The organism is Chitinophaga sp. 9-1-y (assembly GCF_059511905.2).
The window spans coordinates 479,189-492,875 of sequence record NZ_CM197955.1; the positions used below are offsets into that span (position 1 = coordinate 479,189).

Genomic DNA, 13,687 nt, shown 5'->3' on the forward strand with positions numbered 1-13,687 from the left:
GGTCGATGATACTAAAATATTAATCCTTGATGAGATTTTGACTATTTAAGAAAACCCCTGAAAACTCAGATGGTAGCATGTTAGGAATGGATTATAAAATGTTAAATCGCTATTAGCGTGAACCGGGGGTACCACGTGCCTGCTTTCCATCTCCAGAAAAAATATTTATGCAAACGTTTGTAATTTTCAATTTATTCGATAAATTTGAATTCAGCGGTAGTGAATGACCAGCTGTTTAATGAGTATCAGAGCAATAATTTGGATTAATAATCAATTAGTTAGGAGTTTTAAGAGCCAAAATTTAAGTAATTCTAAATCTAAGACACACAACAGTGAACAATGTGCCATCATCCAAACAAGATGCCATTACTTCATTAATTTAATGCAAACGTTTACATAAAAACACGTTTATGAAAAAACTGCTAGGGGCTTCACTATGCATATGGGGAATATGTGTAGTTCAGACAACTATTGCCCAGGAAAAAAAATCTATCAAAGGAACCGTTAAAGATGCACAAGGCGCCACCATTCCCGGCGTAACAGTAGGCATAAAACATTCATCCATAGGTACCGTTACCGGTGCTGACGGGGTATTCCATTTGAACGCATCCGAAAAAGACACCCTGGTGCTCAGTTTCATCGGGTATGATAAAAGAGAAATTCCCGTTAACAGGCAAACGGACCTGCACATAAAACTCGATGCCTCCGCCACCAGCCTGAATGAAACCGTGGTAGTAGGGTATGGCGTACAAAAGAAAGTTAACCTCTCCGGCGCGGTAGCCAGCGTGAACTTCGATAAAACTATGCAAAGCCGCCCTGTAACAGATCTCAGCACTGCCCTGAGCGGTATGGCACCCGGTGTCAGCATCTCACAGGCTTCCGGTCAGCCTGGCCGTGAAAACGCCACCATCCGCGTAAGAGGCGTGGGCACACTCAACGACGCCAACCCTTTTATCCTCGTAGATGGTATTGAAAGTAATATGAGCGATGTGAATATGGCCGATGTGGAAAGCATTTCCGTACTGAAAGACGCATCCGCGGCTGCTATCTACGGTTCCCGCGCCTCTAACGGCGTTATTCTCATCACTACTAAAAAAGGAAGAAAAGGCAGAACCACTGTTTCCTATAACGGCTACTACGGCGTACAGAAAGCCACCAAACTATTTGATATGGTGACTGACTACGCCACTTATATGCAACTGATGAACCGCATCGCGGTAGCAGATAATCCATCCGCTGCACAGCCTTTTAAACAAGCCACCATCGATTCCTGGAAGAATGCCACCGATAAAACGCTGTATCCCAATACCAACTGGATGGACGTGCTCTTTGGCCAGGGTCAACTCACCGGACATACCGTATCTGTTTCCGGTGGATCTGACAAGACTACCTATTATATGTCGCTCGACTACCTGCACAATGAAGGCATCATGAAAAATACCAGCCAGGACAGGTACATGGTGCGCCTCAATGCAGATCATGAAATCAGTAAAAAGATAAAAGTAGGCGCCAATATCGCTCTCACCTGGAAAGACCGTAAGGAGCCACAGGATGTAGGTACTATTTTGGGCAATGCAGCCAGCACTACGCCGGGTATGACACCTAAAATTACTGATGCCAGCGGTACCCGCTATGGTGGCCGTAATACAGATGATGAAAACGGACAGCTGGATAACCCGCTGCAATACGTGGAAACCTGGAACCGCCCTAACCGCCAGCAAAGAACTTTCGCGAAAGTATATGGCGAATGGACCATCCTGGAAGGACTGAAATTCCAGTTGAACGGTGCCGCCGATTTCTTCAATATGGGGCAAAAAAGTTATGCCCTGGCCGGCGCGATCCAGAACAGGTGGAACTTCCAGAAAAACGTGATTGCACAACAACTGGATCAGCAACCGGCTACATTAGCACAACTGGATAGTACCAACCTGCACCTGACTTCTTTTGCTACCCTGAACTATACCAAAAACATTGGGATGGATCATCATTTCAATGTACTGGCGGGCGCCAGCCGTGAATCGATCAAAGGCACACTCTTTACCGGCAGCATCCAGAATTTTCCTACCAACAGTACCTGGGAACTGGGCGCTGGCCTGGAACAACCTAAAGTAGGAGGTACTTCCGACCTGTATACTATTATTTCTTACTTCGGTCGTGTTAACTACGATTACAAAAATAAATACCTGCTGGAAGCCAACCTGCGCAGGGATGGATCCTCCAAGTTCCGTTCAGGGTTACAGTATGGTACCTATCCTTCTTTCTCTGCTGCATGGCGTATGTTGGAAGAGCCTTTCCTGAAAGATGCGATACCTGGTTGGGTAAACAACCTGAAACTGCGCGCTTCCTGGGGTAAACTGGGGAACGATCGTATCCGACCTTTCTCTTACCTGAACCTTTATACCGCTGGACAAAACTATTCTTATGGCGGAACCATTGCGGCGGGATTAGTACCCACCATTATGGCGAATCCTGATATTACCTGGGAAAAAACCACGACTACCAACCTGGGCCTGGACGCCAACCTTTTCCAGGATCATTTCAGTATGAGCTTCGATGTGTTTAATCGCCGTACTTCAGATGTATTGGTACAATTGCCGTTATCTTCTTTGTATGGTGGTTTAACTACACCATTCCAAAACGTGAGCATTGTGGAAAACAAGGGCTGGGAGTTGACGATGACCTACAATAATAAAGCAGGTGCAGTCAGTTATGGTATATCCGGTAACGTTAGTAACATCAATAACAAAGTGGTGAAGTTCCGTGGGGATGCATTCAGTCCTATTGCCGGCGCGGCCATTATTAAAGAAGGCTGGTCTATTGGCTCCTTATATGGTTTTCAGACCGCTGGCATCTTCCAGAATGATGATGAAGTGAAAGCGTGGGCATCTCAGCGTAGCGCTGGTTTGAATAAACCGGGCGACCTGAAGTTTGTGGATATGAATGGAGACAAAACAGTAAATGGTAGTGACCGTGTGAACATGGGTAATACCATTCCTAAATGGTATTATGGTCTCAATCTGAATGCGGGTTATAAAGGTTTTGACCTGGCCCTGTTATTCCAGGGTGTAGGTGGCGTGAACCGTTATTACCAGGATAACTGGTATACCACTGGTATCCGTTCGGGTCGTGAAATCAATGCAGACTTCCTGAATGCATGGACACCGGATAATCGCAATACCAATATTCCCCGGCTAACATCTGCTGCCAACACCGATAATACACAGGCGAATACTTTCTGGGTACAGAATGCATCGTTTGTAAGGTTGAAAAATATACAGTTGTCTTATACCCTTCCGAAGTCTATGTTTAAGAGCACACTGCAAAGTATCCGTGTGTACGTGAATGCGCAGAACGCCTTTACCTGGACTAAATTCAAAGGATTGGATCCGGAGGTAAGTGATTACGCCCAGCCTGGTATTCAGTACCCTAATGTGCGGGTGATCACTGGTGGCGTAAACGTAATCTTTTAACTATTAAACTGTAAGAAATGAATAAGATATTAACCGCCATATGTGCATGCAGTTTATTAGCACTGGGCGCCTGTAAGAAAGATTTCCTGAATGTAACTCCTACGGATAAAGTGACTGATGCCGGATTCTGGTTAACGGAGAAAGATGCGAATGCCGGTGTGAGTGCTATATACAACGATTTACAGAACAATGATATTTATGGTTTGTATGTGTATAACGATGGATTAACGCCTTCTGCTTATATATGGGATGATGGGGGTACAGGTTATGGACCGATTGCCAAAGGCAATATGAATCCTTTCACTACTTCGGTAGCGAATAAGTTCAAGGCGTTGTACAATGGCGTGTATCGTGCTAACCTGGCGTTGGAAAAGTTACCCGGTGTGAACATGACTGTGGCTACGAATCATCGCCTGGTAGCAGAAGCTACTTTCCTGCGTGCGTTGTTCTATTATCAGCTGACTGATTTTTATGGGGATGTACCTTTGGTGACTAAAACACTGAAGTTAGGAGATCCGTTGCCAGGAAAGGAAACAAGGGCTAACCTGTTGGCTTTTATCATTAAAGAAGCGGGTGCTGCGGCAGATTCATTGCCGAAGAGTTATCCTGCTGCACTGGTGGGCCATGCTACACAAGGCGCGGCTTTAACATTGAAAGCGAAAGCGCAATTGATGGCGAAACAGTACGCAGAAGCGGCGGCTACCTGCCAGGCGATTGCCGGCTTGGGTTACGATTTGTACACCGATTATAGAAACATGTTTATTTCTACGGCGGCAGAGAATAATGTGGAAGTGATTTTTGATGTACAATATGTAGGACCGGGATTAGGTCAGGGTAGCCTGTTAGATAAAAGATTATCTACCCGTAGTTCCTTCTCCAGTGGTTGGAGTAATGTGTATGCTTCTGTTAACCTGGTGAATAATTACGAGATGAAAAACGGTTTGGCTATTACTGATCCGGCATCAGGCTATGATCCTGCCAATCCGTATAATAACAGGGATCCAAGATTGGATTATACCGTAGTAAGACCAGGCGCTACCTGGAAAGGTATTCCTTATGCTAACCTGCGTTTAGATAATGCGGCTACTTTTACCGGTTACCTGACCCGGAAATATGTGTTGGAAGTAGATGGTTTTGGTCCCGGTGATTCTCCGCTTAACTTCATTATTTTCCGTTATGCAGATGTATTGCTGATGCTGGCGGAAGCGCAGAATGAAGCAGCGGGTCCGGATGCTACTGTTTATGCTGCTATCAATAAAGTAAGGGCACGTAAAGGGGTAGATATGCCGCCTGTACCAGCAGGTAAATCAAAAGAAGAAATGCGTAATATTATCCGTCACGAGCGTATGATAGAGTTTGCCATGGAAGGTACTTACTATTCAGATATCCGTCGCTGGGGCATTGCTACGCAGCTGATGAATGGATTGGTAGTTACCAATATTGCCGGCACGCAGATAGATAAGATTAACTTCGTGGAAGCCTTTAATCTATGGCCTATTCCACAGGTGGAAATTGACCTGAACAGCAACCTGGTACAAAATCCAAACTATGTTAAGTAAAGTAATATCCATGAATGAATAACCGAAACGATGCCCCCGCTTCCGGCGGGGGCATATCTTTTTTATCTTACTCTAAATAATTGTCGTATGTACATTAAAAAGATAGTTGGTATCGTTTTGCTTTGTTCCGGTATCGGCTTCGCTACTGCGGCCCATGCGCAGGAAGGGAAGAAAGACCGCAACTACCTGTACAATGAATACCAGCACCAGGGCGGAGAAGCGGTTTTTAAGGGGCTGGCGCAGTGGCGGCAGGAACGTTTACAGGCCATCACCGGTAAAATGGCGGCTTTGCCGGCGGCTACGAAAGCGGCTTTGCTAAAAGAGGCGGACAAAGCGATGTCTTTTAACTGGCCTGCGTTGCCGGCTACTTTGTACCTGGAATACCGGGATAATGGCAACCGTATTAATTTTGAAACGGCGCAGTCGGAGCGTCGCCGAATACTCACGACGTTGATTGTGGGTGAGCTGGCGGGAGGGAATGGAAAATACCTGCCGCAAATTGCAAACGGTTTGTGGGCGATACTGGAAGAAAGCACGTGGGTATTACCGGCGCATGTAGGTGTGCAAAAAGCAGGGACAGGCCTGGCGGATCCTACGGAGCCGATTGTGGACCTGGTAGTGGGTGAAACCGCGGCCACCCTCAGCTGGGCACAGTTCCTGCTGCATGACGGGCTGGATAAAATATCACCGATGGTGAACAAGCGTATTACTTATGAATTACAGCATCGCGTGGTGGAGCCTTATTTACAGCGTAATGATTTCTGGTGGATGGGATGGGCCGGCCGGGCAGTGAATAACTGGAACATCTGGATTAATACCAATGTATTGCAAACGGCTTTGTTGAGTATAAATGAGACGGATACACGCAATAAGCTTATCGAAAAAACAATCCGCAGTGCAGATAATTTCGTGAATGGTTATCCGGATGATGGTGGGTGCGACGAAGGGCCTACTTATTGGGGACATGCCGGTGGTAAGCTGATTGAGTTTATAACGTTATTGAACAGTGCATCGGGGCATCAGTTGAACTGGCGCAATAATGAGCTGATACACCAGATAGGTGCTTATATTTATAAAATGCATGTAGATAGCAGCCGGTTTGTGAATTTCGCGGATGCTTCGGCTATTGCTATTCCACCGCCGCATACCGTTTACTTATATGGTACTGCCTTCCAGGACCCTTTGTTGGTGAATTTTGCGGCTTATTTGTCGCGCCTGGATAACCCGGATAGCATGCGGATTAAGTCGCCCTCGCTGGCGTTCTTTATTTACAACCTGGAGTGCCGGGATGCGCTACTGGCGGCCGGGCCGGCGGCACCTTATACGGCGGTGAACTGGTTACCCAATTTGCAGGTACTTTCTATGCGTTCGCAGGCAGGTACGGCTAAAGGGCTGTTTTTTGCAGCGTTGGGCGGACACAATGCGGAGAGTCATAACCACAATGATGTGGGCAATTTTGTGTTGTATATGGATGGAAAACCAGCGTTGATAGACGTGGGTGTAGGTACTTATACGAAACAAACCTTCAGTGCTGACCGGTATAAGCTATGGTTTATGCAATCGCAGTGGCATAACTGTCCTACCATCAATGGCGTGCAACAACAGGATGGTCGCAGGTTCCAGGCAAATGAGGTGCAGTTCAGCCAAAACAGGCTGAGCATGGATATTGCGGCGGCGTATCCGGCTACGGCGATGGTGCAATCCTGGAAACGTACTTTCACTTTTAACGCGGCCAAAACTTCGTTGGATTTAGCAGAAGCGTGGCAACTCAAAGAATGGAAGGAGCCCTTTTTACTGCACTTTATGACTGATTTGCCGGCAGATACCCATGTTGCTGGTAAAGTGGTGTTAAAGGGCAGTACTGCTAACTTAACGATGACCTATGATCCTGCTTTGTTTGAAGTGGTGGTGGAAGAGCAGGCCGTTACTGACGGGCGATTATCGCCGGTATGGGGCGATCATGTGACCCGTATTAGTTTAAAGGCACGTAAACAGGCATTGAAAGGGCAACATACGGTGCAGTTTGTGATGCGTCGCTGAGCCACGTTTTACAAAGCACCTGTGCAGGGGAAATATTTGTGGCGCGAAGGCCTGTAGGCGTACACATCTCCCCGGGGAAATATAAAACAGGTGGCGAACAGCATTTTTTTAAAATAATGCTTGATTTTTGCAAACGTTTGCATTACTTTAGAGCTTTAGCCATAGCTGTATTACCGGAACAACTATTTTAACTACATCAAAGTAATTCTACCTTGGAACGCAGAAACTTTATCAAAATAGCGCCATTGGCGGGTCTCGCCGGAGCCATGGCCCCAGGCAAAACACTGGCATCCGCTGCGAGTGGAGGTGTAAACGCTGCTGCGGCAGCTATACCTGACCGGCAGTATCATGTAAACTTATTACAGCGTATAGCCCGGCCCGTAGTAGAAAATATGAGTAAGGGTACCCTGAAGAAGAATATGCCACTGGAAAAAGGGCCGGGATATGGCCTGGCCGTGGAGAAAGTCACCTACCTGGAGGCTTTCGGGCGTTGTATATCCGGACTGGCGCCCTGGCTGGCATTGCCGGATGATAACACGCCGGAAGGCAAGGTGCGCAGGCAAATGAGGGAGCAGGTATTGCAGGGCATTGTGAATGGGGTGAACCCATCGTCGCCGGATTACCTGAACTTCCGCTCGGAGGCACAGCCACTGGTAGATGCGGCTTATTTGTGTCAAACGTTTATGCGGGCCCCGGAAGCACTGTGGGCGCCGCTGGATAATGCCACCAAAGCCAATGTGATCAAGGAATTAAAAGAATTAAGACGTATACGTCCAGCCTATAACAACTGGTTATTATTTGCCGCTATGGTAGAAGCTTTCCTGTTATCTATCGGGGAAGACTATGAGCCGATGCGCACCATGGTAGCCACCAAAAAAATACAGGAATGGTATGCCGGTGATGGCTTTTACAGTGATGGGCCCCAGTTTTCGCTGGACTACTATAACGGCTACGTGATCCACCCGATGTTTACCGATATGCTGAAAGTGTTGATGGATAAGAACCAGGGCAGCAAAGCAGATTATGAGCAGGCAATGAAACGTATGCAACGGTTTGCAGAACTGCAGGAGCGGATGATCGCACCAGATGGTACTTACCCGGCGCTGGGGCGGTCTATGACTTATCGCACGGCAGCGTTTCAGCCATTGGTACAACTGGCGCTGCTGCACCAGTTGCCGGAAGTGATCAAACCTGCACAGGTACGTTGCGCCATGACCGCTATCATGAAAAATATTTTTGAAATGAACGGCACCTTCGATCAGCAAGGATGGCTGCAGTTGGGTATTTGCGGGCATCAACCGGAAGCGGCGGATGTATATACCTCTACCGGCAGCTTATACATTTGCACCAATGGATTCCTGGCGTTGGGATTACCTGCCACGGATCCTTTCTGGACAGATCCGGCAGCAGAATGGACCGCGCAGAAAGTATGGTCAGGCAAGGCCATCAAAAAAGATTACCATGTTAATTACTAGCAATTAGCTTTTAGCCAATGCGGCTGAGGACTATAGTTTTATTTTAGTTATTTAATTTATTATTAACAGTTGTTAGTGACGATGAATATGGTAAGTATTCGCTGCATTGGCTAAAAGCTAACTGCTAAAAGCTAACAGCTAAAATTCAACATATGAATACCACGTTTGATTCAAGGTACGCCAGCAGTCCTACAGAAGTGAAGCAAATGGATACTGCGCAGTTGAGACAGGCTTTTCTCATAGAAAATATTTTTACAGCAGACCAGATTACCTGGACACATACGCATTACGACCGTTACCTCACTGGTGGCGCTATGCCCGTGAATGGCCCGTTAACACTGGTAACTATAGACTTGCTGAAAGCTAATTACTTCCTGGAAAGAAGAGAATTGGGAATGATCAATGTAGGAGGTGCGGGTATTGTGGAGGTAGATGGAGAAAAATTTGAGCTCGACTACAAAGAAGCGTTATACATTGGTAAAGGAAAACAGCAGGTAATATTTCACAGTAAAAATGCGCAGACACCCGCTAAATTTTACCTGAATTCTACCCCTGCACATCATACTTATCCTACCCGTAAAGTGTCTAAAGACGAAGCGGAAGTAGTGACCCTGGGCGCCCTGGAAACCTCTAACCACCGTACTATCAACAAGCTGCTGGTGAACAGTGTACTGGAAACCTGCCAGCTGCAAATGGGGATGACAGAGTTGAAACCGGGCAGCGTATGGAATACGATGCCGGCGCACACGCACGACAGAAGAATGGAAGTTTATTTCTATTTTGAAATACCGGAAGGGCAATCGGTTTGTCACTTTATGGGGCAACCGCAGGAAACCCGCCACGTGTGGATACAGAATGAACAGGCGATTATATCACCACCATGGTCTGTTCACAGTGGCGCCGGTACCAGCAATTATACTTTTATCTGGGGCATGGCCGGAGAAAACCTGGACTACGGAGATATGGATCATTGTAAGATCACGGAACTACGTTAATGAACTCATAATAGCTGCTATCATGATGAAGAAAATTATCGCAGGAAGCTTGCTGGGCTTGTCTGTCCTGCATGCCAGCTTACCGGTTTCTGCTACGGGGCCGGTAACCGCCGCTCACGCCACTTTCGCTGACGCCTATACGGCGCAGGCAGTGCGGGCGCAGATGGAAAAAGTAGCGGCCTGGCAGTGGCGGTATATTACCAATAAAGGCTGGAATCATGCGCCTACCGACTGGACCAATGGCGCCATGTATGCCGGTATGATGTCGCTCGCGCAGGTAACGGACAATCCGTTTTTTATGGACCGGCTGATACAGGTAGGGAAAGATAATCAATGGAATACCGGGCCGGATCGTTTTTTTGCAGATGAATATTGTGTAGGTCAATTGTATTCCCAGTTATATAGCGTGTATAAGGAGCCGGTGATGATTGATAAATTCCGCAAACTGGCCGACAGCATTGTAGCTGCACCGCATACGGAATCGCTGGAATGGAAGAACGGTATTCACCATCGGGAGTGGGCATGGTGCGATGCACTGTTTATGGGACCGCCCGCATTAGCCTATTTATCTACTGCTACCGGTGATGCCCGTTACCTGGAAACAGCTGACAAATTATGGTGGAAAACTACTGACTTCCTGTATAACAAACAGGATAGCCTGTACTACCGTGATGGCAGCTACATCGGGAAGAAAGAAAAGAATGGTACCAATGTGTATTGGAGTCGCGGTAACGGTTGGGTAATGGGTGGCCTGGTAAGAATGCTGGATAATATGCCTGCCAGTTATGCGGGTAAACAACGTTTCCAGGAATTGTACAAGCAAATGGCTTACCGCATTGCCGCACTGCAAACAGCCGATGGCACCTGGCATGCCAGTTTACTGGATCCGGATAACTACCCTGCAAAGGAAACAAGTGGCACCGGTTTTTACGTGTATGCGTTAATGTGGGGTATCAATAATGGATTATTGCCAGAGAAAACATTTTTACCTGTAGTCCGGAAAGGATGGGACGCGCTGACCAGTTGTGTACAACCCGGCGGTAAACTGGGCTTTGTGCAGGAAATAGGCGCCGCTCCCGGAAAGGCTACCGCAGACGACACGGAAGTATATGGCGTAGGTGCGTACCTGTTAGCCGGGTCAGAACTGATTAAATATGACCTGCACAAAAATGCGGGTGCGGCGGTTGTTATCTCCAATAATACCGGTGTACATAGAGAAGGAGACTTAGTGGAAATTCCCTATGCTGATCTGACCCGTAAAATCAGCAAAAAGGTGGCTTCGTCTTTTAAAGTAATCAATGTGGTAAGCGGACAGGAAATTCCTTACCAGCTGGTATATGAAGGTGCTAAAACAGCGAAGACATTACTATTACAGGTAACACTGCCTGCCGGTGCGCGCATGCATGCTGCTTTGGTGGAAGGCACGCCGGCCCCGGTAAAAGCGTTGGCCTATGGCCGTTATGTACCGGAGCGTAAAGATGATTATGCCTGGGAAAATGATCGCATGGCATATCGCATGTATGGCAAGGCATTGGAACAGGTACCGAAGGAAATGGCTTATGGTATTGATGTATGGGCGAAGCGTACCGATGATATGGTGATTGATACCTGGTATAAACTGGATAACTATCATCATGATAACGGCCAGGGACTGGATTACTACAGTGTTGGTTTAACGCTGGGGGCAGGTGATACCGCACCTTATGGGAAAGACACCATTTATTATCCAAAGAATTACCGGCAGTGGAAAAGACTGGATAATGGTCCGTTACGTACCACGTTTGCATTGACTTACGACAGCTGGGAGGCGGGTAATATACCCGTGACCGTTACCAAAACGATTTCGCTGGATGCTGGTTCGCAGTTGAACAAGATGCAAATGCAGTATAGTTTCAAGGGGAAAGATAACATCCCTGTTGTAACGGGTATTGTAAAACGCAAGGACCCGGGTGCAGTATTACTTGATGAGAAAACCGGTGTAATGGGCTATTGGGAGCCTACTCATGGGGAAGACGGTACAATTGGCGTGGGTTGTGTGTTTGCCCGGGAGGTGCCTGGTATGAAAACGGATCAGGTACATTTGCTGAGTCCGGGTACAGCCGGTAATCAGCAACCGTATGTGTATTACTTCGGGGCCGCCTGGACAAAAGGTGGCCGGATTACTTCGGCAGCCGATTGGTTCAGTTACCTGGAAACATTTGCACAAAAGATTAAACAACCTTTACAGGTTACCATTCAATAATTCATGATCGTCGGATGGCCACATTCGACGATCTGTTAATATTTTTATCATGGATTTATTTCAATTAAAGGGTAAAACAGCGTTGGTAACAGGTTGTAAGCGTGGCATCGGCAAAGCAATGGCGGTGGCGCTGGCAGCGGCCGGCGCAGATGTTATCGGCGTATCGGCTTCGCTGGAGTTGACGGGAAGTGAGGTAGAGCAGGAAGTGAAGGCGTTGGGACGTAACTTTAAAGCTTACCAGTGCGATTTCTCCAACCGGACTGCTTTGTATGCATTTATACAGCAGTTGGAGCAGGAAGTGCCGGTGGTGGATATACTGGTGAACAATGCCGGTACTATTTTACGTAAGCCGGTGGCGGAGCACCCTGACGAGTATTGGGACGAGGTGATTAACATCAACCTGAATGCTCAGTTTATCCTTACCCGTGAAATTGGTAAAGGAATGATTGCACGTGGAAGCGGAAAGGTTATCTTTACGGCATCTCTCCTCACCTTCCAGGGAGGTATTAATGTACCGGGGTATGCCGCCAGCAAGGGCGCAGTAGGTTCGCTGGTGAAGGCATTTGCCAATGAGTGGGCGTCGAAAGGCGTGAATGTGAACGCGATTGCACCGGGGTATATTGCAACCGATAATACAGCGGCATTGAGGGCAGATCAGCAGCGAAGCAGCGCAATACTGGATCGTATTCCGGCAGGGCGCTGGGGGCAGCCGGAAGATTTTGCAGGGCCGGTGGTGTTCCTGGCTTCCAAAGCAGCTGATTATGTACATGGTACTATTCTTACCGTAGATGGTGGCTGGATGGGAAGATAACAGAACAATATATTACAGCTAATAGTTGCTATACATGAGTAAACAACGTACAGAAAAAACAATTGTGGATATTGCGGAAGAACTGAAACTCTCCGTATCTACTGTGTCACGCGCACTGAATGATAATCCTAACATCAGCGCACGTACGAAAGACAAAGTGAAGAAGATGGCCCGTAAGCTGGGATATCGTCCCAATGCCCTGGCGGCTGGTTTGCGGAACAATAAGAGCAAAACCATTGGGTTAATAGTACCCCGCATCTCCATGTTTTTTCCGGCAGCTATCAGCACCATCATTCAGAATAAATTGCAGGAACATGGCTATAACCTTATTATTTGCCAGTCGAACGACTCCTATGAGCAGGAGATAGCCCTGGTGAATACCTTGTATTCCGCCAGGGTAGATGGTTTGGTAGTATCCACAACTTTATATACCACCGACTTTTCTCATTTCGATGTATTCAAAGACAATAATATTCCCCTGATATTTTTTGACCGGGTGCCCAAAGATTACAATGTAAAAGTGATTAAGGGAGATGACTACCTCGGTGGTTATACTGCTACCACGCACCTGATCGAAAGGGGATGTAAAGATATTGTGCATATCTCAGGCCCGCTGACGAGCAACCTATATGTAGAAAGGGTAGCCGGTTATAAAAATGCATTGCAGGAAAATAAGCTGGCATTTAAGAAATCACGTGTTTTCTATCACGAATTAACCCGCGATAATGCCTGGCAAACCTGCGAGAAAATTTTTGCGCAAACACCTTACCCGGACGGCGTTTTCGCTTCCAATGACACCACGGCTATTACCATTATGGAGTATTGCCGTAAAATAAATGTGCGGGTGCCGGAAGACCTGAAAGTAGTAGGCTATTCCAATGACCCCCGTACGGAAATTGTTACGCCGCCCGTTACCAGCGTGGACCAATACCCTGCCATGATGGGAGAAAGAGTAGTAGCGGCTCTAATGGAACTGATCAATACCGCACCTTCCAGTGTGCCACGTTATTCACAGGAAATAATACCTATTCAACTGATAGCACGCGAATCTTCTGCCGGTACGGCTAAGACCAGCGCCAAAAAGAAATGATCATT

The 13,687-nt window shown here is 47.1% G+C and carries 8 protein-coding genes; all 8 read left to right on the forward strand.

The window, feature by feature from the left end:
* Positions 1–410: 410 nt before the first annotated feature.
* Positions 411–3,470: a SusC/RagA family TonB-linked outer membrane protein gene (locus AC5ZC7_RS02120; RefSeq protein WP_496159813.1), complete on the forward strand. Its 3,060-nt coding sequence runs from the start codon at positions 411–413 to the stop codon at positions 3,468–3,470.
* A gap of 17 nt (positions 3,471–3,487) precedes the next feature.
* Positions 3,488–5,029, forward strand: a complete 1,542-nt coding sequence (locus AC5ZC7_RS02125; RefSeq protein ID WP_496159812.1) for a RagB/SusD family nutrient uptake outer membrane protein — start codon at positions 3,488–3,490, stop codon at positions 5,027–5,029.
* Between the two features lie 87 nt (positions 5,030–5,116).
* The gene (locus AC5ZC7_RS02130; RefSeq protein ID WP_496159811.1) at positions 5,117–7,069 is read left to right on the forward strand and encodes a heparinase II/III domain-containing protein; all 1,953 of its coding nucleotides are present in this window, start codon (positions 5,117–5,119) and stop codon (positions 7,067–7,069) included.
* 212 nt (positions 7,070–7,281) lie between these two features.
* Positions 7,282–8,544 (forward strand): DUF2264 domain-containing protein, encoded by a 1,263-nt coding sequence (locus AC5ZC7_RS02135; RefSeq protein ID WP_496159810.1) that lies wholly within the window; start codon positions 7,282–7,284, stop codon positions 8,542–8,544.
* Between the two features lie 152 nt (positions 8,545–8,696).
* Positions 8,697–9,539 (forward strand): 5-dehydro-4-deoxy-D-glucuronate isomerase, encoded by an 843-nt coding sequence (gene kduI, locus AC5ZC7_RS02140; RefSeq protein ID WP_496159809.1) that lies wholly within the window; start codon positions 8,697–8,699, stop codon positions 9,537–9,539.
* Positions 9,540–9,561: 22 nt separating this feature from the next.
* Complete coding sequence (locus tag AC5ZC7_RS02145) at positions 9,562–11,781, forward strand: BT3233 family polysaccharide utilization protein (protein ID WP_496159808.1); 2,220 nt, start codon at positions 9,562–9,564, stop codon at positions 11,779–11,781.
* 49 nt (positions 11,782–11,830) lie between these two features.
* Entirely contained in the window at positions 11,831–12,592 is a 762-nt protein-coding gene (locus tag AC5ZC7_RS02150; protein WP_496159807.1) for an SDR family oxidoreductase, read from the forward strand.
* A 34-nt stretch (positions 12,593–12,626) separates the two neighbouring features.
* Positions 12,627–13,682: a substrate-binding domain-containing protein gene (locus AC5ZC7_RS02155; protein ID WP_496159806.1), complete on the forward strand. Its 1,056-nt coding sequence runs from the start codon at positions 12,627–12,629 to the stop codon at positions 13,680–13,682.
* The last annotated feature ends 5 nt before the right edge of the window (positions 13,683–13,687 follow it).

Bases quoted from the DNA above. Each gene is read 5' to 3' on its own strand.
- AC5ZC7_RS02120 (WP_496159813.1), top strand. From the start codon at position 411: ATGAAAAAACTGCTAGGGGCTTCACTATGCATATGGGGAATATGTGTA.
- AC5ZC7_RS02125 (WP_496159812.1), top strand. From the start codon at position 3,488: ATGAATAAGATATTAACCGCCATATGTGCATGCAGTTTATTAGCACTG.
- AC5ZC7_RS02130 (WP_496159811.1), top strand. From the start codon at position 5,117: ATGTACATTAAAAAGATAGTTGGTATCGTTTTGCTTTGTTCCGGTATC.
- kduI (WP_496159809.1), top strand. From the start codon at position 8,697: ATGAATACCACGTTTGATTCAAGGTACGCCAGCAGTCCTACAGAAGTG.
- AC5ZC7_RS02145 (WP_496159808.1), top strand. From the start codon at position 9,562: ATGATGAAGAAAATTATCGCAGGAAGCTTGCTGGGCTTGTCTGTCCTG.
- AC5ZC7_RS02150 (WP_496159807.1), top strand. From the start codon at position 11,831: ATGGATTTATTTCAATTAAAGGGTAAAACAGCGTTGGTAACAGGTTGT.
- AC5ZC7_RS02155 (WP_496159806.1), top strand. From the start codon at position 12,627: ATGAGTAAACAACGTACAGAAAAAACAATTGTGGATATTGCGGAAGAA.